This is a genomic window from Saccharothrix sp. NPDC042600, from assembly GCF_040647305.1.
Taxonomy (GTDB): domain Bacteria; phylum Actinomycetota; class Actinomycetes; order Mycobacteriales; family Pseudonocardiaceae; genus Actinosynnema; species Actinosynnema mutabilis.
The window spans coordinates 19,035-40,978 of the sequence record NZ_JBEZBW010000007.1; the positions used below are offsets into that span (position 1 = coordinate 19,035).

General features: G+C 73.0%; 23 protein-coding genes and 1 riboswitch. Of the genes, 15 read left to right on the top strand and 8 right to left on the bottom strand.

Annotated features, from left to right (window positions below):
- Window positions 1-8 precede the first annotated feature (8 nt).
- Window positions 9-1,124, top strand: coding sequence for a glutamate 5-kinase (gene proB, locus AB0A74_RS07600; RefSeq protein WP_358248196.1), 1,116 nt, complete (start codon window positions 9-11; stop codon window positions 1,122-1,124).
- A gap of 6 nt (window positions 1,125-1,130) precedes the next feature.
- Here the strand turns inward: proB and AB0A74_RS07605 are convergent, their stop codons facing one another.
- The 3 genes from AB0A74_RS07605 to AB0A74_RS07615 form a co-directional block, all read right to left on the bottom strand.
- The gene (locus AB0A74_RS07605; protein ID WP_358248051.1) at window positions 1,131-2,405 is read right to left on the bottom strand and encodes an MFS transporter; all 1,275 of its coding nucleotides are present in this window, start codon (window positions 2,403-2,405) and stop codon (window positions 1,131-1,133) included.
- A 99-nt stretch (window positions 2,406-2,504) separates the two neighbouring features.
- Window positions 2,505-3,029, bottom strand: coding sequence for a GNAT family protein (locus tag AB0A74_RS07610; RefSeq protein WP_358248052.1), 525 nt, complete (start codon window positions 3,027-3,029; stop codon window positions 2,505-2,507).
- On the bottom strand, window positions 3,029-5,122 hold the full coding sequence (locus tag AB0A74_RS07615) for a RecQ family ATP-dependent DNA helicase (protein WP_358248053.1): 2,094 nt from the start codon (window positions 5,120-5,122) through the stop codon (window positions 3,029-3,031). Before AB0A74_RS07615 ends, AB0A74_RS07610 begins: the two co-directional genes overlap by 1 nt.
- Window positions 5,123-5,221: 99 nt before the next feature.
- Between AB0A74_RS07615 and AB0A74_RS07620 the strand changes: the two genes are divergently transcribed.
- The 10 genes from AB0A74_RS07620 to AB0A74_RS07665 all read left to right on the top strand — a co-directional run bounded on the left by AB0A74_RS07620 (window position 5,222) and on the right by AB0A74_RS07665 (window position 14,201).
- Window positions 5,222-6,487 (top strand): glutamate-5-semialdehyde dehydrogenase, encoded by a 1,266-nt coding sequence (locus AB0A74_RS07620; RefSeq protein ID WP_358248054.1) that lies wholly within the window; start codon window positions 5,222-5,224, stop codon window positions 6,485-6,487.
- Between the two features lie 120 nt (window positions 6,488-6,607).
- Window positions 6,608-6,826, top strand: a complete 219-nt coding sequence (locus AB0A74_RS07625; protein WP_358248055.1) for a ferredoxin — start codon at window positions 6,608-6,610, stop codon at window positions 6,824-6,826.
- 228 nt (window positions 6,827-7,054) lie between these two features.
- A complete protein-coding gene (gene nadD / locus AB0A74_RS07630; protein WP_358248056.1) occupies window positions 7,055-7,648 on the top strand; it encodes a nicotinate-nucleotide adenylyltransferase in 594 nt (197 codons plus the stop codon).
- Between the two features lie 69 nt (window positions 7,649-7,717).
- Window positions 7,718-8,110, top strand: a complete 393-nt coding sequence (gene rsfS, locus AB0A74_RS07635) for a ribosome silencing factor (RefSeq protein WP_358248057.1) — start codon at window positions 7,718-7,720, stop codon at window positions 8,108-8,110.
- Window positions 8,107-8,721 (top strand): histidine phosphatase family protein, encoded by a 615-nt coding sequence (locus tag AB0A74_RS07640; RefSeq protein ID WP_343935984.1) that lies wholly within the window; start codon window positions 8,107-8,109, stop codon window positions 8,719-8,721. The genes rsfS and AB0A74_RS07640 overlap by 4 nt, the downstream gene beginning before the upstream one ends.
- On the top strand, window positions 8,718-9,449 hold the full coding sequence (gene octT / locus AB0A74_RS07645) for a diglucosylglycerate octanoyltransferase (protein WP_358248058.1): 732 nt from the start codon (window positions 8,718-8,720) through the stop codon (window positions 9,447-9,449). The genes AB0A74_RS07640 and octT overlap by 4 nt, the downstream gene beginning before the upstream one ends.
- Before the next feature lie 11 nt (window positions 9,450-9,460).
- Window positions 9,461-10,303 (top strand): DegV family protein, encoded by an 843-nt coding sequence (locus AB0A74_RS07650; RefSeq protein ID WP_358248059.1) that lies wholly within the window; start codon window positions 9,461-9,463, stop codon window positions 10,301-10,303.
- An 87-nt stretch (window positions 10,304-10,390) separates the two neighbouring features.
- Window positions 10,391-11,101: a ComEA family DNA-binding protein gene (locus tag AB0A74_RS07655; RefSeq protein WP_358248060.1), complete on the top strand. Its 711-nt coding sequence runs from the start codon at window positions 10,391-10,393 to the stop codon at window positions 11,099-11,101.
- Window positions 11,102-11,435: 334 nt separating this feature from the next.
- Window positions 11,436-13,727 (top strand): DNA internalization-related competence protein ComEC/Rec2, encoded by a 2,292-nt coding sequence (locus AB0A74_RS07660; RefSeq protein WP_358248061.1) that lies wholly within the window; start codon window positions 11,436-11,438, stop codon window positions 13,725-13,727.
- 12 nt (window positions 13,728-13,739) lie between these two features.
- A complete protein-coding gene (locus tag AB0A74_RS07665) occupies window positions 13,740-14,201 on the top strand; it encodes a hypothetical protein (RefSeq protein ID WP_358248062.1) in 462 nt (153 codons plus the stop codon).
- A 69-nt stretch (window positions 14,202-14,270) separates the two neighbouring features.
- On the opposite strand, the gene thrC is transcribed toward AB0A74_RS07665, so the two are convergent.
- Window positions 14,271-15,533 carry a threonine synthase gene (gene thrC, locus AB0A74_RS07670; RefSeq protein WP_343935978.1) on the bottom strand — a complete coding sequence of 421 codons (1,263 nt, stop codon included), beginning with the start codon at window positions 15,531-15,533 and terminating at the stop codon, window positions 14,271-14,273.
- A gap of 11 nt (window positions 15,534-15,544) precedes the next feature.
- Window positions 15,545-15,664, bottom strand: a riboswitch (SAM riboswitch).
- 97 nt (window positions 15,665-15,761) lie between these two features.
- Between thrC and holA the strand changes: the two genes are divergently transcribed.
- Complete coding sequence (gene holA, locus AB0A74_RS07675) at window positions 15,762-16,742, top strand: DNA polymerase III subunit delta (RefSeq protein ID WP_358248063.1); 981 nt, start codon at window positions 15,762-15,764, stop codon at window positions 16,740-16,742.
- 109 nt (window positions 16,743-16,851) lie between these two features.
- On the opposite strand, the gene rpsT is transcribed toward holA, so the two are convergent.
- The gene (gene rpsT, locus AB0A74_RS07680; protein WP_121222256.1) at window positions 16,852-17,112 is read right to left on the bottom strand and encodes a 30S ribosomal protein S20; all 261 of its coding nucleotides are present in this window, start codon (window positions 17,110-17,112) and stop codon (window positions 16,852-16,854) included.
- Window positions 17,113-17,329: 217 nt separating this feature from the next.
- On the opposite strand from rpsT, the gene AB0A74_RS07685 reads away from it, so the two are divergent.
- Window positions 17,330-18,130, top strand: a complete 801-nt coding sequence (locus tag AB0A74_RS07685; protein WP_358248064.1) for a TSUP family transporter — start codon at window positions 17,330-17,332, stop codon at window positions 18,128-18,130.
- Here the strand turns inward: AB0A74_RS07685 and AB0A74_RS07690 are convergent.
- From AB0A74_RS07690 to AB0A74_RS07700, 3 genes are all read right to left on the bottom strand, one after another.
- A complete protein-coding gene (locus tag AB0A74_RS07690; RefSeq protein WP_358248065.1) occupies window positions 18,099-18,878 on the bottom strand; it encodes a VOC family protein in 780 nt (259 codons plus the stop codon). The genes AB0A74_RS07685 and AB0A74_RS07690 overlap by 32 nt on opposite strands.
- 106 nt (window positions 18,879-18,984) lie before the next feature.
- Entirely contained in the window at window positions 18,985-19,212 is a 228-nt protein-coding gene (locus AB0A74_RS07695) for a hypothetical protein (RefSeq protein ID WP_358248067.1), read from the bottom strand.
- 1 nt (window position 19,213) lies between these two features.
- The gene (locus AB0A74_RS07700; protein ID WP_358248068.1) at window positions 19,214-20,137 is read right to left on the bottom strand and encodes an SPFH domain-containing protein; all 924 of its coding nucleotides are present in this window, start codon (window positions 20,135-20,137) and stop codon (window positions 19,214-19,216) included.
- Window positions 20,138-20,257: 120 nt separating this feature from the next.
- On the opposite strand from AB0A74_RS07700, the gene AB0A74_RS07705 reads away from it, so the two are divergent.
- Complete coding sequence (locus tag AB0A74_RS07705; RefSeq protein WP_358248069.1) at window positions 20,258-21,349, top strand: winged helix DNA-binding domain-containing protein; 1,092 nt, start codon at window positions 20,258-20,260, stop codon at window positions 21,347-21,349.
- Window positions 21,350-21,380: 31 nt separating this feature from the next.
- A complete protein-coding gene (locus AB0A74_RS07710; protein ID WP_358248070.1) occupies window positions 21,381-21,872 on the top strand; it encodes a GNAT family N-acetyltransferase in 492 nt (163 codons plus the stop codon).
- Window positions 21,873-21,944 lie beyond the last annotated feature (72 nt).

A 21,944-nucleotide genomic window follows, 5' to 3' on the forward strand; every position in this document is an offset into this window, starting at 1 on the left:
GGTCGGTGTTGTCCCAGGCCCGGCAGGCCGTCGCGGCGGCGGGCCGGGTGGTGGTCAAGGTCGGGTCGTCGTCGCTGACCACGGCGCAGGGCGGCCTGGACCGGTCCCGCCTGGACGCCCTGGTCGACGCGGTCGCCGCCCGGTGCGCGGCCGGCAGCCAGGTGGTGCTGGTGTCCTCCGGCGCCATCGCGGCCGGCCTGGCGCCGCTGGGCATCACCCGCCGCCCGCGCGACCTGGCGACGCAGCAGGCCGCGGCGAGCGTCGGCCAGCTCACCCTGGCCCACGCCTACGCCAACTCCTTCGGCCGCTACCAGCTCACCGTCGGCCAGGTGCTGCTCACCGCCGACGACGTCGTCCGCCGCTCGCACTACCGCAACGCCCAGCGCACGTTCTCCCGCTTGCTGGCGCTGGGCGCGGTGCCGGTGGTGAACGAGAACGACACCGTCGCCACCGAGGAGATCCGCTTCGGCGACAACGACCGCCTGGCCGCGCTCGTGGCCCACCTGGTCGGCGCGGACGCCCTGTTCCTCCTCTCCGACGTGGACGCCCTCTACGACGGCGACCCCCGCCACCCCGGCGCGCAGCGCATCACCGAGGTGGCCGGCGCCGCCGACGTCGACGGCGTGCGCGCCGGCACGGTCGGCGCGTCCGGCCTCGGCACCGGCGGCATGGCCTCCAAGCTCGCCGCCGCCCGGCTGGCCGCGTCCGCCGGCATCCCGGTGCTCCTGGCCGGAGCCGCCGACGCCGTCCGCGCCCTGAGCCAGGCCGACGTGGGCACGGCCTTCGCCGCGACCGGCCCCCGCCTGACCGCCAGGCGCTTCTGGCTGGGCCACGCCGCCGACGCCACCGGCCGCCTCACCCTGGACGACGGCGCGGTGGCCGCGGTCGTGGACCGCCGTCGCAGCCTCCTGGCGGCGGGCATCACGTCGGTGGAGGGCGTCTTCGAGGCCGGTGACGTGGTCGAGCTGGTCGACCTCTCCGGCGACGTGGTCGCCCGAGGCGTGGTCGGCTTCGACGCCACCGAGCTACCCGCCCTGATCGGCCGCTCCAGCCACGACCTGCCCGCCGAACAACGCCGCGAAGTCGTCCACGCCGACGACCTCGTGCCCCTGCCCAGGCACTGACCCGGCCTACCGCAGCTCGGTGCCCCTGGTCTCCGGCAGCGTGAGGATCACCAGGAACGCGACGGCCGCACCCGCCGCCACGTACCAGAAGAACGACGTCCCCGGCATGACCTTGATGACCAGCGGCGCGGTGCCGCCGAACAACGCGACCGTCAGGTTGTACCAGGCGCCGATGCCCAACCCCCGCAGCTCCGTCGGGAACAACTCGCTCATCACCGCCGGAGCGATCGACGTCATCGCCGTGTACAACCCGAGCCCCACGCAGAACACCACCAGCAGCCCGCCGAGCCCCGGCCCGATCAACGTCGACAGCGGCACCACCAACACCGCCGTCGCCGCCGACCACACCAGCAGCTGCGGCTTGCGCCCGTACCGGTCCGACAGCGCGCCCATCGGGTACTGCAGGGCGATGAACAGGACCGTGGCGATCGACAGCGCCAGGAACACGTCCCCGGCATCGGCCTTCCGCGTGGTGACCGCGAACGGCGTCAGGGCGCTGAAGAACGTGTAGTAGCAAAGCGTCGACAGCATGGTGAACCCCACCAGCCGCCCCACGGCCTTCGGGTGCTCCCGCAACGTCGTGGTCAACGGCCGCCGCAGCCGTTCGGCCTTCGCCTTGTTGTGCGCGAACTGTTCCGTTTCCTCCAGACTTCTCCTCAGCCACAGTCCGACCAGCCCCAGCACGCCGCCGATCAGGAACGGGATCCGCCACCCGTACGCCGCCAGGTCCTCCTTGGACAGCGTCCGGGCCAGCAGCAGCCCGAGCAGCGACGCCACCAGCAGCGCGCTGCCGGTGGAGATGTAGAAGAACGCCGAGTACCTGCCCCGCCGGTCGGCGGGCGCGATCTCCGCCAGGTACGCCGACGCGTTCGACACCTCGCCACCCAGCGACAACCCCTGCGCGATCCGCGCGAGCAGCAGCAGGACCGGCGCCAGCCACCCCACCTGCTCGTAGGTGGGCAGCAGCCCGATCGCCGCCGACCCGCCCGCCATCAGCACGATGGTGAGGATCATCGCCGTCCGCCGCCCGCGCAGGTCGGCGAACCGCCCCAGCAGGTACCCGCCCAGCGGCCGGAAGAAGAACGCCAGCGCGTAGGTCGCCAACGTGTTGATGAGCGCGAGCTGCTCGTTCTCCTTGGGGAAGATCTGGGTCGCGAAGTAGATCGAAAAAGTCGCGTAGACGGTCCAGTCGTACCACTCGGTCGCGTTGCCGATGCTCGCCGCCACCAGCTTGCGGACCGGTAGCCGGTGTCCCTCCCGGACCGTGGTCGCCTCAGTCACGCCGGACCTCCCCGTGGATCGGTCGTGTCAGCCATGTTGGGACCTTTCCACGGCCGATCACAGTGGGGGAAGAGCCGGCGAACGGCTCTGTTCCGGTCGTCAACCCCTCCATTCCCGGGCCAGCAGCCCGAACAGCAGGTCGTCGGTCCACTCGCCCTTGATCCAGGTGTGCTCGACCAGGTGTCCCTCGCGGCGGAAACCCAGTCGCGCCAACAACTTCGCCGACGCTTCGTTGCGCGCGTCGCACTCGGCGGACACCTTGTGCAGGCCGCGCTCGGTGAACAGGTGGTCCAGCACGCGCCGCACCGCCTCCGACGCGTACCCCCGGCGCTGGTGCTCGGTCGCGATCGTGTAGCCGATCTCGGCCTGCCGCCGGTTCTCGTGCAGGCCCACCCCGACGTCACCGACGAGCACCCCGTCCGCCTCGACGGCGTACTGGAACCAGCCCGGCTCGGCCGGGTCCAGTCCCGCCACCTCGCGCACGAACTCCTCCGCCCGCGCCGGCGGGAACGGCGGCTCCCACGACTGGTAGCGCGCCACCCCGGGATCGGACCGGTAGGCGGCGAACGCCGGGGCGTCCTCCGGGCGGAAGCGGCGCAGCACCAACCGTTCCGTGGTCAGCATCAGGCCGTCACCGCCAACGCGAACGGCAGCACGGCCCTCGCCCCCGCCTGCCGCAGCAGCCGCGCCGCGACCGTCATCGTCCACCCGGTGTCGATCCGGTCGTCCACCAACAGCACCGGTCCGTCCACTGTGAACATGTCCGGTGTCTCGGTCGCCCGGACCAGACCGGCCAGCCGCTGCGCGCTGTTCGCCCGCCGCATGGCCTCACCCAGCCACACGTGCCCGAGCAGCGGCAGCCGCCCCACCGCGGAGATCCGCCGCGCGAAGCTGTCCACGAGCAGCGGGTGTGTTCGCGACCCCACCGCCACGACACCCACCGGCCGCTCGCTCCAGCCCCACGCCGAGAGCACCTTCACGCACGCCGCGAAAACGTCATCCGGCACCTCCTGGTCCTCCTCGTTGAACAGCGACCGCAACCGGTTGCCCCACCCGATGTCGGTCAGCCGGCCCAGCGCCCGGCCGGTCTCGGCGGCCTCGCCCGCCGGGATCCGCCCGGACAACCCCACCCCGACCGCCGCCATCCCGGTCGGCCACTGCTTGCGCGGCTCGACCGACACCCCGGGCCGCAGCAGCTTCTCCCGCGCCGCCGTCGCCGCGGCCGGCGAGACCTCCGCCGACCACCGCCGGCCGGTGCAGTTGTCGCACCGCCCGCACGGCGCGGCGTGCGGGTCGTCCAGCTGCCGCAACAGGAACTCCATGCGACAGCCGCCGGTGGCCAGGTAGTCGAGCACCGCGCGCTGCTCGACCTGCCGCGCCGCCTCGATCCGCGCGTACCGCTCCGCGTCGTAGGACCACGGCCGCCCGGTCGACTCCCACCCGCCGCGGACGCGCCGCACCGCGCCGTCCACGTCGAGCACCTTCAGCACCACTTCCAGCCGGGTCCGGGACAGCTCCACCAACGGCTCCAGCGCCGCCGTCGACAGCACCCGCCCCGCGTCGGCCAACGCGTCCAGCACCTGCCGCACGATCCGTTCGGGCGGGAACGCCAGGGACGCGAAGTACGCCCAGATGTCCCGGTCCTCCGGGCCCGGCAGCAACAGGACCTCGGCCCGCTCCACCCCGCGGCCCGCACGCCCGATCTGCTGGTAGTACGCGATGGGGGAGGGTGGCGCGCCCAGGTGCACCACGAACCCCAGGTCCGGCTTGTCGAACCCCATGCCCAGCGCCGAGGTGGCCACCAGCGCCTTCACGCGGTTGTCCAACAGGTCCTGCTCGGCGCGCTGCCGTTCCGCCGGGTCCGTGCGCCCCGAGTAGGCCGCCACCTCGAACCCGCGTTCCCGGAGGAAGGCCGCCACGTCGTCGGCGGAGGCCACGGTCAGCGCGTAGACGATCCCCGAGCCCGGCAACTCGTGGAGCCGGTCGGCCAGCCACCCCAGCCTGGCCTCCGCCCCCGGCAGCCGCACCACCGACAGCCGCAGGCTCTCCCGGTCCAGCGGGCCCCGCAGCACCAGCGCGTCCGAACCCGCGCCCAACCCCAGTTGCTCGGCCACGTCCCGCACCACCCGGTCGTTGGCCGTCGCGGTCGTCGCCAGCACCGGCACCCCGGCCGGCAGCTCCGTGAGCAACGTCCGCAGCCGCCGGTAGTCGGGCCGGAAGTCGTGGCCCCAGTCGGAGATGCAATGGGCCTCGTCGACCACCAGCAGCCCCGCCGATGATGTCAGCGAGGGGAGGACGGAGTCACGGAAATCCGGGTTGTTCAACCTTTCCGGTGACACCAGCAGGACGTCCACCTCGCCGGCCGCCACGCGGTCCTGCACGTCGCGCCACTCGTCGGTGTTGGCCGAGTTGATGGTGGCCGCGTGCACGCCCGCCCGCGCCGCCGCGTCGACCTGGTTGCGCATCAACGCCAGCAACGGCGACACGATCACCGTGGGCCCTTCGCCCAGCGCCCGCAGCAACGCCGTGGCGATGAAGTACACCGCCGACTTGCCCCACCCCGTCCGCTGCACGACCAGCGCCCGCCGCCGCTCGGCGACCAGCGCCCGGATGGCTGTCCACTGGTCCTCGCGCAGCACCGCGGCGGGCCCCGCCAGGGCCCGCAGCCGTTCCTCGGCCAGTTCGCGCAACGCCATGTCGTCCACGTCGAACACCATCCCAGAGACCACCGACAACCCGACGCGTGCGGGGGCCGGAGTTCCAGGTCCCGAGAACCTCCGCGACAGCCACGAACGAGTGACCGTAGTCTGGTCCACGTGACTGATGACCTGCGCGAACAGGTGCACGCCGCCGCCCGGCGCGCCCGTGTCGCCGCCGACGACCTGGTCCTGGCCACCCGCGAGCGCAAGGACGCCGCGCTGCACGAGATGGCCGCCGCGCTGCGCGCCCGTGCGCCGGAGGTCCTGGAGGCCAACGCCAAGGACGTCGAGGCCGGTCGCGCCGCCGGTCTGTCGGAGGGCCTGCTGGACCGCCTCGCGCTCACCGAGAAGCGCATCGACGGCGTGGCCAAGGGCCTGGAGACCGTGGCCGGCCTCGCCGACCCGGTGGGCGAGGTGCTGCGCGGCTCGATCCTGCCCAACGGCCTGGAGCTGCGGCAGGTCCGCGTCCCGATGGGCGTGGTCGGCATGGTCTACGAGGCCCGCCCGAACGTCACCGTCGACGCCGCCGGTCTCGCGCTGAAATCCGGCAACGCCGCCCTGCTGCGCGGCTCGTCGTCCGCCGAGCACTCGAACACCGCGCTGGTCGCGATCCTGCGCGACGCCCTGGAGACGGCCGGTCTGCCCGCCGACGCCGTGCAACTGCTGCCGTGCCACGACCGCGCGTCGGTCACCCACCTCATCACCGCCCGCGGCCTGGTGGACCTGGTCATCCCGCGCGGCGGGGCGGGCCTGATCGACGCCGTCGTGCGGCAGGCGACCGTGCCGACCATCGAGACTGGTGTCGGCAACTGCCACGTCTACGTGGACGCGACCGCCGACCTCGACATGGCCGAGACGATCGTCCTCAACTCCAAGACCCGCCGCACCAGCGTGTGCAACGCGGCCGAGTCGCTGCTCGTGCACGCGGCCATCGCGGACGAGTTCGTCCCGCGCATCACGGCCGCGCTGCGCGATCACGAAGTCACCGTGCACGGCGATGAGACCTTCGCGCGCCAAGAGGGCGTCGTGGCGGCAACGGACGAGGACTGGGACACCGAGTACCTGTCCCTGGACATCGCCGCCCGCGTGGTCGACTCGCTGGACGAGGCCGTGCGGCACATCGCCGAGCACGGCTCCGGCCACACGGAAGCCATCGTGACCAGCGACGTCGCCGCGGCGCGCCGCTTCACCGCCCGGGTCGACGCGGCGGCGGTCATGGTCAACGCGTCCACCGCGTTCACCGACGGCGGCGAGTTCGGCATGGGCGCGGAGATCGGCATCTCCACCCAGAAGCTGCACGCGCGCGGTCCGATGGGTCTGGCGGAGCTGACCTCGTCGAAGTGGGTCGCGTGGGGCGAGGGGCACGTCCGGCCGTCGTCGTGAGCGGCTGATCCACCGATCACCCATCGAGGGGTAACTGGACCCCGAAAGGCGGGTGACACCGGCCTCGGTACGGGCAGACTGGTCGAGTCCGATCAGCCGTTGCGGTGAGGTGGTAGCCCGATGGGGAAGTGGCAGCTGCAAGTCGACGGGGGCAAGTGCGTCGCGAGCGGGATGTGTGAGGCGATCGCGCCCGACCACTTCCGGCTCGACGGCGCGTCCCAGCCGATCGACCCCTCCATCGACCCCGACCAGGTCGTGGTGGAAGCCGCCGAGTCGTGCCCCGTGGAGGCGATCCTGGTGCGCGGCTCGGACGGCGCGGTGGTCGCCCCGACGGCCTGACGGTCCGTGACCGGCGTCACTCGAACCGGCTAAAAAATCTTCAACCGATCGCGTCATAGCCGCTGAGGTGTTCCGTTTCACCGTCGTGCGGCTCTGCTTCGGGGTGGGCCGCGCATCCGCGGAGGCGGCCTCCTCCCCCAGGGCCGCGGACGGGGAGTCGAGGTGCGCGGGCGGCCGTCGGGGACTTGACCGGCCGCCCGCGCACCGCGCGAACTACGCTCACGTCCCATGTCCAACCGCCGCATCGGCGTCATGGGTGGCACCTTCGACCCGGTGCACCACGGCCACCTGGTGGCCGCGAGTGAGGTCCAGGCCCGGTTCGACCTTGATGAAGTGGTGTTCGTGCCCACCGGCGAGCCGTGGCAGAAGAGCGCCCGCGAGGTCAGCCCCGCCGAGGACCGCTACCTGATGACGGTCATCGCGACCGCCTCCAACCCGCGGTTCTCCGTCAGCCGGGTGGACATCGACCGCGGCGGCCCCACGTACACGGTCGACACGCTCACCGACCTCAAGGGCGCCTACCCGGACGCGGACCTGTTCTTCATCACCGGCGCCGACGCGCTGGAGCAGATCCTGTCCTGGCGGCGCGCGGACGACGTGTTCGACCTGGCGCACTTCATCGGGGTCACCCGGCCGGGGTATGAGCTTGACGACACCCACCTGCCGCCCGGCGCGGTGTCGCTCGTGGAGGTGCCCGCGATGGCCATCTCCTCGACCGACGTGCGCGCCCGCAACGCCACCGGACTGCCCATTTGGTACCTCGTCCCGGACGGCGTGGTCCAGTACGTGAACAAGCGCCGGCTTTACTCGGTGCTTGACTGACGCCGGACGCCGGTACCCTCATTGACTCGTGCGGGTGTATCGGCACCCGCCGAGGTGATGAGGAGAGACGTGGCAGCCACCGACGAGGCACGACGGTTGGCGCTGGTCGCCGCTAACGCGGCGGCCGACAAGAAGGCGCACGACGTGATCGTGCTCGACGTGTCCGACCAGCTCGTGATCACGGACGCGTTCGTGATCGCGTCCGCTCCCAACGAGCGGCAGGTCGGCGCGATCGTGGACAACATCGAGGAGAAGTTGCGCGAAGCGGGCCGCAAGCCGGTCCGCCGCGAGGGCGCGCGCGAAGGCCGCTGGGTCCTGCTGGACTTCGTGGACGTCGTCGTGCACGTCCAGCACGTGGAGGAGCGCAGCTTCTACGGCCTGGAACGGCTGTGGAAGGACTGCCCGCGCATCGAGTTCGACGCCGGGCCGAGTTCCGTGACCGACGAGGTCGCCGAGGCATGACCCTGAACCGGCTCGTGCTGTGGCGGCACGGTGAGACCGACTACAACGCGACCGGTCGCATGCAGGGCCACCTGGACTCGGCGTTGACCGAGACCGGGTGGAACCAGGCGCGGTTCGCGGTGCCGGTGCTCGCCGGGTTCGCGCCCGAGCTGGTGGTGGCCTCCGACCTGCGGCGGGCGCGGGACACGGCCACCGTGTTCACCACCGCCACCGGCATCGGTCTGCGGGTCGACGAGCGGCTGCGGGAGACGAACCTCGGCAAGTGGCAGGGCCTGACCTCGGAGGAGATCGAGGTCGAGTGGCCGGGCGTGCTGGAGGCCTGGCGGGCGGACGGGACCATCGCGCCGCCCGACGGCGAGACGCGCGTCGAGGTCGCCGAACGGGCGCTGGAGGTCGTGGCGGCGGTGGACGAGGAGTTCTCCGGCACCGTCATGCTGTGCGCCCACGGCGGCCTGATCAGCGCGTTGACCGGGCGGCTGCTGGACCTGCCGGTGGACCGGTGGGGCCTGCTCGGCGGCATCGGCAACTGCCACTGGACCGTATTCACGCGGCGCCCGCACGGCGACGGGTCGTGGCGCCTGTCGTCGTACAACGCCGGAACCACCCGGTGAGACTGCTCGTCCTCGGCGACTCGCTGACGTTCCACGGCCCGCGAGGGCCGCTGCCCGCGGACCACCCGCAGTTGTGGCCGAACGTGGCCGCATCAGCGTTGGGCGGGCATGCGGAGCTGGTCGCCGGGTTCGGGTGGACCGCTCGGGACGCCTGGTGGGCGTTGACCGGCGATCCACGCGTGTGGTCGTTGTTGCCGCGTACGGACGTCCTTGTGCTCGCCGTGGGGCACATGGACACGTTGCCGTCGCCTTTGCCGACCTTCTTGCGACAAGGGCTGCGCTACCTGCGTCCCGACGGGCTCCGTCGGCACGCGCGGTCCGCCTACCGGACGCTGCAACCCCACCTGTCGCGGCTGCTCGGCGGGTATCCGGTCGCGTTGCCGCCGCACTTGACCGTGCGTTACCTGGACTCGTGCGTGCGGTCGGTGCACGCGTTGCAGCCGCATATCAGGGCGGTCGGCATGACACCGTCCGTGCACCGTTCTCCGGCCTACGCGAACGTGCACACCGGTCGTCCCGCGGCGGAACGCGCGGTGCGGTCGTGGGCCGAGGGTGTGGGCGTGCCGCTGCTGGACGTGCCCTCGCTCGTGGGTGACCACATCCGGTCAGGGCGAGGCAACCCGGACGGCATGCACTGGGGTTGGGAAGGGCACGCGCTGGTCGGTGCGGCCATGGCCGACCTCATCAGGTCCGTGGCGGTCAGCCACTCGGGCACGGCGGAGCCGTAGTCTCGGCACTCGTGTCCACCACGATCGTCACCGACTCCACGGCTTACCTGCCGGAAGGGTTCGCGGAGCGGCACGGCATCCGCGTCGTCCCGCTGCACGTGGCGGTGGACGGGCGCAGCGTGCTGGACGGGGTGGACTTCGGCCCGGAGGAGCTGGCCGCGGCCTTGGGGGAGCACCGGCGGGTGACGACGTCCCGGCCGACGCCGGGCGAGCTGGCCGACGTGTACCGGGACGTGCTGGCGGGCGGCGCGGACGGGATCGTGTCGGTGCACCTGTCCCGCGAGCTGTCGGGGACGTGGGAGGCGGCGCGGCTGGCGGCCGAGGAGGTCGATCCGGGGCGGATCCGCGTGGTGGACTCGCGGGCGACCGGCATGGGCCTGGGGTTCGCGGTGCTCGCCGCCTGTGCCGCCGGTGACGACCCCGCGCGCGCCGAGGCGGCTGCCGCCGGCGCGGCGGAGCGGATGAGGATGTTCTTCTGCGTCGAGACCCTGGACCACCTGCGGCGGGGCGGCCGGATCGGGGCCGCGGCGGCGCTCGTGGGCACGGCGCTCGCCGTCAAGCCCCTGCTGCACGTCGACGACGGGCGGATCGTGCCGCTGGAGAAGGTGCGCACGATGGGCCGGGCGATCGGGCGGCTGGTCGACCTGGCGGCGGCTGCGGCCGGCCCGGGGCCGGTGGGGCTGGCGGTGCACCACCTGGCCGCGCCCGAGCGCGCCGCCGAGCTGGCGACGTTGCTGGACGAACGGGTGCCGGGCTCGACCGGGTGCCTGATCTCCGAGGTCGGAGCGGTGATCGGCGCGCACACCGGGCCGGGTGTGCTGGGCGTCGTCGTGCTGCCGGGCGGCTACGAGTAAGCCCGAGTTGTCCACAGGTCCGAAGTTGTCCACAGATCCGGATCCGGTGGTCGCGGGCCTTGCGCCACTCGGCCTAGCGTCGCCCACATGTTCGAGAACCGATCCGAAACCTCGGCCGCACGACTCCAGGCCCTGATCGCGAAGAGCCAGGGCAGGCACCGGGCTCGCGAGGAGCCGCTGGTCGTCTTCACCTCGTCCGCGGGCGTCGATCCGCCGGGAGGGCTGCGCGCCCTCCTGCGCCGGCTGCCGGTGGGCTCCGTGCCGCGTCGGCGGGTCGTCTTCGTCGGCATGGCGCTGGGCGTGCTCGTGGCGGTCGCGTTGAGCCTGTGGTGGCAGCGGCCCGAACCGGAGGCGCCGCCACCGCTCCCCATGGCCGCCGCGGAGGTCACGACCCTGCCCGAGGAGGTCGTGGTCAACGTGGTGGGCGCGGTGCCCCGGCCCGGTCTGGTCACCGTCCCCAGCGGCGCGCGGGTGGCCGACGCCGTGCAGGCGGCCGGCGGTGCGCACCCCGGCACCGACCTCCAGGGCCTCAACCTCGCGCGCAAGGTCGCCGACGGGGAGCAGATCGCCGTCGGCGTCCCGCCCCAACGGTCCGACCCCGCCACCGAACCCGTCAACCTCAACACCGCGACGAAGGAGGAACTAGACCAACTGCCCGGCGTGGGGCCCGTGACAGCGCAGCGCATCGTCGAGCGGCGCTTGAAACGCGGCCCGTTCACCGCCATCGACCAACTCGGCGAGATCGAGGGCATCGGCGACGCGAAGCTCGCCAAGCTCGGCGACCTCGTCCGCCTCTGACCCACCCCACCCGGCGAACCCACCCCACCCGGCGAACCCACCCAACCCCGGCGGGCCGACCCCGGTGGGCCGACCCCGGTGGGCCGACCCCGGCGGGCCGACCCCGGCGGGCCGACCCCCGCGGTCCAACCCGAGCGGGCCGCTCCGCAGCCCCCCGGGGCCTCGCGGTTGTCCTGGCCGGCAATCCCAACCCCACCGCGGGCCCACCCCACTCGTCGAACACCAGGGAGGCAGTCATGTCCATGAACCACACCGTCGTCGGGCGTCCGTCCGATCGACGCGCCGACCACCGTCCCAAGACCGTCGATCACGGTCCTGAGCGGCGCGGCGGGCCGTGAGCCCCCGTGCCCACCTGGTTCCCGCGGCGCTGGTCGTGTGGGCGGCGGCCCTGACAGGTCTCCTGTGGGCCTGGTGGTGGGCCGTGGTCATCGGTCTCGCGGCCGGCGTGATCGGTGGCCTGGTCCTCCGCGGGGCGCGGCCCGCGGCGGTGGCGGTCGTGGTGGTCGGGCCGGTGGCGGCGTGCTGGATCGGTGTCCAGGCGCACGCGTCGGCCCACCACCCGCTCCGGTCGGCGGCGGAGCGCGGAGGGCCCACCACCCTCCGGCTCGTGCTGGACGACCGGCCGCACGGCCTGCGCACCAGCGGGTTCGGCTCGCGGCAGGGCGGGATCGACCTGGTCCGAGCCCAGGCGACGCTCGACGACGGCGGCCGGGTGGTCGTGCTGGCGCCGGCGGCCGCGTGGGGGGCGCTCCTGCCCGGGCAGAGCGTTCTCGCACGTGGCTCGTTGGCGCCGGCTCGGCCCGGTGAGCCGACCGTCGCCCTGCTGCGGGTCCGGGGTCCGCCGCGCGAGGTCACACCCGCACCGGTGTGGCAGCGCGGGGCGGAGGCGCTGCGAGCGGGCCTGCGGGCCGCGAGCGGCGCGCTCGACCCGGAACCGGCGGGACTGCTGCCCGCCCTGGTCGTCGGCGACACCTCGCGGTTGTCGCCCAGGGTGGTGGAGGAGTTCCGCACGGCCGGGTTGGCGCACCTGCTCGCGGTCAGCGGGGCGAACCTGGCGATCTTGTGCGGCGCGGTGCTGTTGCTGCTGCGGCTGTTCCCCGTCGGGCCACGCGGGTGTGCGGCCGGGGCGGCGGTCGCGCTGGTCGGGTTCGTGGTGCTCGCGGGTCCGGAGCCGAGCGTGCTGCGGGCGGCGGTGATGGGTGCGGTGGCGTTGCTCGCCCTGGTTCTCGGGCGGGAGCGGTCGGCGTTGCCCGCCCTCGCCGCGTCCGTGGTGGTGCTCGTGCTCCACGACCCCGGTTTGGCGGTCGACGTGGGTTTCGGCCTGTCGGTCGTCGCCACGGCGGCGCTGGTCCTGCTGGCGCCGCCGTGGGCCGGGTGGCTGCGCGACCGGGGCGTGCCGGTCGGGCTGGCGGAGGCGCTGGCGGTGCCCGCGGCGGCGCACGTCGCCACGGCTCCGCTGATCGCCGGGTTCGCGGGCGAGGTGAGCCTGGTGGCCGTGCCGGCGAACCTGCTGGTCGCGCCGGTCGTCGCGCCGGTGACGGTGCTCGGCGTCCTGGCCGCCGGGCTCGCCCAGGCGCACGACGGGTTGGCGCGGCTGGTGGTGGAGGTGGCCGGTCCGGCGGCGGGCTGGTTGGTGGCGGTCGGTCGGCACGCGGCGGCGGTGCCGGGGTCGGCGGTCGCGTGGCCGCGGGGCTGGGCGGGTGGCGCCGCGCTGGCCGGGGCGGTGCTGGTCGGCTACGTGCTGCTGCGGCTGCGCCGGGTGCGGGTGCTGCTCGTGGCGGTCGGGGTCGGGGTGGTCGCGGTGCTGGCGCCGGTGGGGGTTTTCGCGCCGCGGTGGCCGGTGCCCGGTTGGGCGGTGGTCGCGTGCGACGTGGGGCAGGGCGACGCGGTCGTCCTGGCCACGGCCGAGCGCGGGCGGGCGGTGCTGGTGGACACCGGGCCCGACCCGGTGCCGGTGCTGGGGTGCCTGCGGCGGCTGGGCGTGCGGCAAGTGCCCTTGGTGGTGCTCAGCCACCTGCATGCCGACCACATCGGCGGGTTGGCGGCGGTGCTGGCGGAGCGGGGTGTGGGCGCGGTGGCGGTGGGTCCGTCGCGCGATCCGGGATGGGCGTGGAGGGAGGTGCGGGAACAGGCGGGGGCCGCGGGCGTCCGCGTGGTGGAGCTGGGCGTCGGGCAGCGGCTGAGCTGGCCGGGGCTGGAACTGGACGTGCTGGGGCCGCGGGCGGTCCCGAGAGGGGAGGAGAACACGGCGGTCAACGACGCCTCGCTGGTCCTGCGCGCGTCGACGCCGGCCGGGCGGGTGCTGCTGACCGGGGACGTCGAACTCGCGGGCCAGGCCGCGTTGCTCGACGCGCCGGTCGATCTGCGGGCCGACGTGCTCAAGGTGCCGCACCACGGGTCGCGGTACTCGTCGCCGGCGTTCCTCGCGGCGGTGCGGCCGAAGGTCGCGCTGGTCAGCGTCGGCGCGGGCAACCGCTACGGCCACCCCAGCGGCGTGCTGGTCGACGCGCTCACCCGCCGGGGCGCCCTGGTCCTGCGCACCGACCGGGACGGCGACACCGCCGTCCTGCCCGGCCCGGACGGGCCGCGGGTCGCCCGCCGCGGCGACCCGATCGACAACACCTGAAAGGGGAGAAGCATGAACCACGACAACGACAGTTGGATCCGCCTGCACACCGGCTGGTCGCCGCGCGAGGTGGGGTGGGCGCTGTGGCAGCCCGGGTACGTGGCCCATCCCTGGCCGCGCGACGAGCTGGGGCCCGACTTCACCTTCTACGTCTGCGACGACGTCGGGGTCGGCAAGGACGGGCGCGCCATCGTCGCCAGGGCGAAGGTCACCAGGGTGGTCCCGACCTCGGAGGTGAAGTCGCCCGAGGACGCCTACCAGCGGATCGCGGACGCCCTGTTCGACGACGACCTGACGATCCTGCCGGAGAACTGGCGGGCCAACCGCTACAACGGGCACAAGTCGGCGGCTCCGTGGCCGCAGTGGCTCACGGCGTGGCGGGCGGACCTTGAGGAGGTCGGGCCGCACGTGATGCCGGAGCTGTCCTCGTTCCCGCGCAGCGGGTGGCTGCGCACGTCCCGGCTCACCTTGTGACGGTCGGGCTGCCCGGGGCGGCGGTGCCGCGTCGGTGGCGAGCCGACGCGGTCCGCCGCGGTGCTCCGGTCAGTCCTTCAGGGCGTTGATGACGGCTTCGGCCGACGGCGGGACGTTCGCGCGCGGTCCCACGCGGTCGCCGAGGGCGTCCAGGGTCTTGAGGCCGTCGCCGGTGATCAGCAGCACGGTCTCGGCGTCGGGGTCGAGCTGCCCGGTCTCGATGAGCTTCTTCGCGGTCGCCACGGTCACGCCGCCGGCGGTCTCCGCGAAGATGCCCTCGGTGCGGGCCAGCAGGCGGATGCCCTCGACGACCTCTTCGTCGGTGACGTCCTCGATCGCGCCGCCGGTGCGGCGGACCGCGTCGAGCACGTACGGGCCGTCGGCGGGGGCGCCGATCGCCAGGGAGCGGGCGATGGTGTCCGGGCGGACGGGGGAGACCACGTCGTGGCCGGCCTTGAACGCCGCGGACACGGGGGAGCAGCCGGTGGCCTGGGCGCCGAACACCTTGTACGGGGTGGCCTCGACAAGGTCCAGCTCGCCGAGCTCGCGGAAGGCCTTGTCGACCTTGGTGAGCTGGGAGCCGGAGGCGATCGGGACGACGACCTGGTCGGGCAGGCGCCAGCCGAGCTGCTCGGCGACCTCGTAGCCGAGGGTCTTCGAGCCCTCGGCGTAGTAGGGCCGGACGTTCACGTTGACGAACGCCCAGTCCTCGTGCTCGGCGGCGAGCTCCTGCGCGAGGCGGTTCACGTCGTCGTAGTTGCCGTCGACGGTGATCAGGTTGCCGTCGTAGACGGCGGTCATGAGGATCTTGGCGCGTTCGAGGGAGGAGGGGACCAGCACGACCGACTGCCAGCCCGCACGGGCCGCCGCGGCGGCGACGGCGTTCGCGAGGTTGCCGGTGGAAGGGCAGGCGAGGACCTTGAAGCCCAGCTCGCGGGCCGCCGCCAGCGCGACGCCGACGACGCGGTCCTTGAACGAGTGGGTGGGGTTGCCGGTGTCGTCCTTCACCCAGACCTTGCGGACACCCAGCGCCTTGGCGAGGTTGTCGGCCTCGACGAGGCGGGTGTGGCCGGGGTTGGTGTTGGGGTGCGACTCGACGTTCGACGGGACGGGCAGCAGGCCGCGGTAGCGCCAGATCGACCGGGGGCCCGCCTCGATGTCCTCGCGGCGGACGCGGCCGAAGTCGTAGGCGACTTCCAGCGGCCCGAAACACTCCAGACAGGCGTATTCCGGGGCGAGCGGGGTCTCGTGGCCGCACTCGCGACACGACAGGGCGCGAGCCGGGCCGAGGTCGAAGGAGGTGGCGGTCGAGGGCACACTGACAGCAGTCATCGCGAGGTTTCTCCTCATCTTTCCCGCTTGGCGGGTCGGAATTGGCACCGTGGTCGGCAGCGCGCAAGGCGCCGCAACGACGGGTTGCCGGGGCTTCTTCGGGCCGATCCCTCTGCCCCTCTGGATGAGCGGTATTCAGTTGTGCCCTCAACCTACGACACCGTCCCGAGGTTCAGCCAGATCCGTCCACCATCCGGACGGCCGCGGCGGCGTGGGAGGATCGGGTCCGTGAGCGCCGCCGCAGTCACTCCCGCCCCCGTGCAACTGGTGGTCGGCGAGGAGGAGTTGCTGGTCGAGCGCGCTGTCCGCAGCGCGCTGGCCGCCGCCCGCCGACTCGACCCGCAGGCCGACCTGACCCGCGTGAAGGTGACCGACCTCACCCCTCCTGAGCTGGCGGAACTGGTGAGCCCGTCGCTGTTCGCGGAGGGCCGCGTGATCGCCTTGGAGAGCGCGCAGGACGCCGGCAAGGAGATCGCGGACGCGGTCCTGGCCTACGCGAAGTCGCCCGCGGACGGGGTGACGCTGGTGGTCGTCCACACCGGCGGCGGACGCAGCAAAGTGGCGAAGGAACTACCTACGGCTTTGCGCAAGGCCGGCGCCGAGGTGATCGAGTGCCCCAAGATCACCAAGGCCGCCGACCGCGAGGCGTTCGTCCGCAACGAGATCCGCTCGGCGGGCGGCAAGGCCGACCCGGAGGCCGTCGGCGCGCTCATCGAGGCGGTCGGTTCGGACCTGCGCGAGCTGGCGGCGGCGGCGTCGCAGCTCGTGGCGGACACCGGCGGCAAGGTGGACGTGGACGCCGTGCACCGCTACCACCGGGGTCGGGCCGAGGTGACCGGGTTCGCGGTGGCGGAGAAGGCGGTCATGGGCGACCGGGCGGGGGCGCTGGAGGCGCTGCGGTGGGCGATCCACCTCGGCGTGCCGCACGTGCTGGTCGCCGACGCGCTGGCGGACGCGGTGCGGACCATCGCGCGGGTGTCGGCGGTGGGCCGGGGCGACCCGTTCAAGCTGGCGGGTGAACTGGGCATGCCGCCGTGGAAGGTGAAGAAGGCGCAGGGGCAGGCGCGCGGCTGGGACGGTGACGGGCTGGCCGCCGCGATGTCGGTGGTGGCCGACCTGAACGCCGACGTGAAGGGTGTTGCGGCCGACTCGGGCTACGCGCTGGAACGAGCCGTGCTGAAGATCGTCGCCGCCCACGGCCGCCGCTGACCTGCGGGGGAGCTGCGGACAGGCGGTGAGGGCTGACATGGCGAAGCGCCGCCCCCAACGTGTGGGAGCGGCGCTTCGGGAGGCTCGCGGCCGGGGTGGCCGGGTGCCGTCAGATCTGGTTGGCGCGCTTCGCCAGGGCCGACTTCTTGTTCGCGGCCTGGTTGGCGTGGATCACGCCCTTGGTGACGGCCTTGTCGAGCTTGCGGGAGGCCTCGCGGGCCAAGGCGATGGCCTTGTCCTTGTCGCCTGCCTCGGCGGCCTCACGGAACTTGCGGATCGCGGTCTTGAGGGACGACTTGACGGCCTTGTTGCGCAGGCGCGCCTTCTCGTTCGTCTTGATCCGCTTCATCTGGGACTTGATGTTCGCCACGCGAAAGCCACCTTTTCCTTCGAGTTCGGAGTCGCACCGCGCTTGTCACCGGCTCCACCCCCTCGCGGGGGCGGTCTTCCTCCACAGCGGAATGCCGCGCGGTACGGCTGACCAGGTTAACAGGGGTCCGCCACGGGCTCCCAACCAGGGCGCTCGGGTGTGGGCGTGGCCACGGGGCCAGTAAACAGTACGCGTGTCCCGTTAAGCTGATCGGGTGATGAGCGCACTCGACTGGCCGGGGTTCGGGGAGATCACCCTCGCCGGGTTGCTGTTCCTCTGCCTGGCGGCCGCGCTTGCGGGGGCCGTGGACGCCGTGGTGGGCGGGGGCGGGTTGATCCAGTTGCCGGCCCTGCTGCTCATCGCGCCCGGCGGGCAGCCGTTGTACGCGTTGGCCACGAACAAGGTCGCGGCGGTCGTGGGTACCGCGTCGGCCGTCACCACCTACGCGCGTCAGACGACCATCGACTGGTGGTCGGCCCTGCCGATGGCGCTCGCGGCGTTCGGCGGCGCGGTCGGGGGTGCGGCGTTCGCCGGGGCGTTGGCGCCGGGCGTGCTGAACGGTGTGGTGCTGGTCGCCCTGGTCGGCGTGGGGCTCTACACGTGGCGCAAGCCCGAGCTGGGCGTCGCCGAGACGCCCCGGTTCCAGCGGGTCGCGCAGATCGGGGTCATGGCGCTCGGCGGCGCGGTGATCGGGTTCTACGACGGGCTCGCCGGGCCGGGCACCGGCGCGTTCCTGGTGTTCCTGCTGGTGGGCGTGGTGGGGTTCGCGTTCTTGCGGGCCTCGGCCACGGCGAAGATCGTCAACGTCGCGACCAACATGGGCGCGTTGCTGTACTTCATCCCCGCGGGGAAGGTCCTGTGGGGGCTCGGGCTGGTGCTGGCCGTCTGCAACGTCGCGGGCTCGGTGTTCGGGGCCCGGCTCGCGGTGCGGCGCGGGTCTGCGTTCGTCCGGCGCGTGTTCCTGACCGTGGTGGTGGCGCTGGTGGTCAGTCTGGGGTGGAAGGCGGCGGTTGGATGACCTTGAACGTCGCGCCCATCGGGTCGCCGACGGTGGTGAACCGGCCGAACCGGGACTCCGCCACGTCGCCGACCGGGATGCCGCCCAGCTCGCGCGCCCGGTCCACCGCCCGCTCCAGGTTGGTCACCGCGAAGTAGGTCATCCAGTGCGGCGGGATCTCCGCCGGGATGTCCGCCGCCATCCCGAAGATCCCGCCCACGACCCGACCGTCGGCTTTCAGCTGCGTGTACGGGAAGTCCGGCAGCGGGTCCAGGCCCAGGCCGAACACCTGCTGGTAGAACTCGGCCGCGCCGAACGCGTCGCGCGTGGCCAGCTCGTTCCAGATCACGGTCCCCGGCTCGTTCACCACGTACGCGCCGATGTGCGTTCCCGCCTCCCACAGCCCGAACGCGGCGCCGCTGGGGTCCACGGCGACCGCGCCGCGCCCCGGTCCGCCGGTGTCGAACTCCGGCACCAGCACCTTGCCGCCGTTCGCGCCGATCAGGTCGATCGACTCGTCCAGGTCGTCGGTCGCGAGGTAGGTCGTCCACACCACCGGGAACATCACGTCGCGCGGCATCTCGCCGAAGCCCGCCACCGGTTTCCCGCGCACCAGCGCCATCGTGTAGTAGCCGGTCTCCGGGCCGCCGATCTCGAAGTCCCAGCCGAACAGGCCGCCGTAGAAGTCCATGGTGGCCACGCGGTCGGTGGTCATCATGTCCACCCACGCGGGCGTGCCCGGCGCGTACGGGGTGCTCAGCTCGCTCACCCCGACAACGGTCGCACCGCGCACCCGGGCCCGCGAGTTGATCACGAGCCGGAAGCCCGGCCGTGTCTCCCCCTGAGCACACGGCCGGGCTGCGGCGGGTGGTCGATCACCCGGGTCCTCGTTCGTCGGTCACGTCGTCGCGGGGCTTGCGCGGCCTGCCCCGCTTCGGCGGCGCCGCCGCGCCGGAGGGGGCCCGTCCCGCCTCCGCCAGCGCGCGGCGGAGGATGAACTCGATCTGCGCGTTGGTGCTGCGCAGTTCGTCGTTGGCCCACCGGGTCAGCGCGTCGTGCACGGCCGGGTCCAGGCGGAGCAGGACGCTCTTGCGCTCGGCCACGTCAGTGGTACAGCGACCCGGCGTTCACCACGGGTTGCGTCGACCGGTCACCGCACAGCACCACCAACAGGTTCGACACCATGGCCGCCTTGCGCTCCTCGTCCAGTTCCACCACGTCCTGCTCGGCGAGCCGGGCCAGCGCCAGCTCCACCATGCCGACCGCGCCCTCCACGATCCGCTGCCGCGCCGCGACGACCGCGCCCGCCTGCTGGCGCTGGAGCATCGCCTGCGCGATCTCCGGAGCGTAGGCCAGGTGCGTCAGCCGCGACTCGATCACCTTCACGCCCGCCGCCTGCACGCGGGCCGCGATCTCGACCGACAGCGTCTCGGTGATCTCGTCGGCGTTCTCCCGCAACGACAGGCCGGTCTCGTCGTGGCTGTCGTACGGGTAGCTGGTGGCGATGTGCCGCACGGCGGTCTCGGTCTGGATGCCGACGAACCGCACGAAGTCGTCCACCTCGAACTTGGCCCGCGCCGTGTCGTCGACCTGCCACACGACGACCGCGGCGATCTCGATCGGGTTGCCGTCGGCGTCGTTGACCTTCAGGGTCGCGGTCTCGTGGTTGCGGATCCGGGTGGACACCCGCACCTTCGTGGTGAACGGGTTGGCCCAGCGCAGGCCGTCCCGCCGCACCGTGCCGGTGTAGCGGCCCAGGAACTGCAGCACCCGCGCCTCGCCCGGCGCGACGGTGAACAGCCCGCTGCCGGTCACCAGGCCCGCGCCGGTCAGGATCACCCCGGTCACGATCACCGGCGCGTTGGGGCCGTCGGTGACGGGCAGGAAGCCCAGCACGACGACCGCCGCGCCCGCCAGCGTCAGGGCGACCGCCACGAGCAGCATGGTCCACCCCGAGACCTCGGACGCCTCGCGCTCCCGCACGGCCGGCGCCGGCATCCGGACGCTCACTTCGGTCGACGTATCCATCTCGCACCCCTCAAGGTCTATCGCTTGCTTAGCAAAGTGATATCACTTTTTCGCGGGTCGCGCCAAGTCGGTGCGCACAAGAGGACCAAAGTTGTCCGCAATGCCGTCTACCGTGGTCGTATGACCGAGGTCCTGAGCCGTCGAGCCGTCAACCGCGCCACGCTGGCCCGCCAGTTCCTGCTGGAGCGCACCACGCGGCCGGTGCCCGAGGTGGTCGGCCACCTCGTCGGGCTCCAGGCCCAGACCCCGCACACCTGGTACACCGGCCTGTGGTCGCGGATCGCGGACTTCCGCCCGGAGGACGCCGCCGACCTGCTGGTCGACCGCACGCTGGTCCGCATCGCCGTGATGCGGTCCACGATCCACCTGGTCACGGCGTCCGACGCGCTCGCGCTGCGCCCGCTGGTCCAGCCCGTGCTCGACCGCGACCTGTTCCGCAACTACACCCACGGCCCGGACATGCGCGGCCTCGACGTGGACGCCGTGGTCGCCGCCGGACGCGCCCTGCTCGCCGAGAAACCCCGCACCAACAAGGAACTCGGCGCGCTGCTGCACGAGCGGTGGCCCGACCGCGCGCCGTCCGCGCTGGCCTACGCGATCCGCTGCCGGGTGCCGCTCGTGCAGGTGCCGCCGCGCGGGCTGTGGGGGCGCAGCGGTCCGATCGCGCACACCAGCGTCGAGGTGTGGCTGGGGGAGGGCGTCACCGAGGAGCCTTCGGTCGAGGGCATGGTGCTGCGCTACCTCGCCGCGTTCGGTCCGGCGACGGTGAAGGACGTGCAGACGTGGTCCGGCCTGACCCGGCTGCGCGAGGTGGTCGAACGCCTGCCGCTGGCGCGCCTGCGCGACGAGGACGGCCAGGAGCTGTTCGACCTGCCCGACGCGCCCCGCCCCGACGAGGACACGCCCGCGCCCGTCCGGTTCCTGTACGACTTCGACAACCTGCTGCTGTCCCACGCCGACCGCCGCCGGGTCGTCACCCCGGACGTGAAGGCGCGCGACTACGACCCGCACGGCCCGGTCCCGCAGTTCTTCCTGGTCGACGGCGTGACCGCGGGGGACTGGCGGGTCGAGCGGACCAAGGAGGTCGCCACCCTGGAGCTGCGGCCGTTCCACCGGCTGTCCGATGTGGACGAACTGGAGCGCGAGGGCGCGGCGCTGCTGGAGTTCCTGGCGCGGGACGTGCCCAAGCACGACGTCCGGGTCGTGTACTGAACCTCCGTGCGCCGCACGCGTCCTTCACGACATGGGGATCGTCATCCGCACGCCGAGCCAGGACGACATGGTGGCCGTGGCCGAGGTGCACTTCCGCAGCCGGCGCAGCTACTACGAGGGGCACCTGCCCGAGGCGGAGCTGGCCGCGTGGGAGGCCGACGTGCGCGCCAAGGGGTACCGGCTGGACCGGTTCCCCGAACGCGTCTGGCGGGTGGCCGAGGAGGACGGCGAGGTCATCGGGTTCGCGCTGGTCACGCCGGACGGGAAGCTCTGGCAGCTCCAGGTGGACCCGCCGCACTGGGGACGCGGGGTCGGCTTCGCGCTGCACGGGTGGTGCGTGGCGGAGTTCCGCGGGATGGGCGTGGCGACCGCGCGGCTGGACGTGTTCGCCGAGAACCACCGGGCGCGGCGGTTCTACGAGCGGCGCGGCTGGCGCGAGGTCGGGCGTGACGACGACCACGTGCTGATGGAACTGGACATCCAGCCGGGCGGAACGCCTAGGGTGGGTGCCGACAGTGCCTAGGGTTCCGCCGTCGTCCGCCCGCACCACCCCACAACCAGGGCGACGGGACCGGTCCGAGCGGCACCGCCGGCG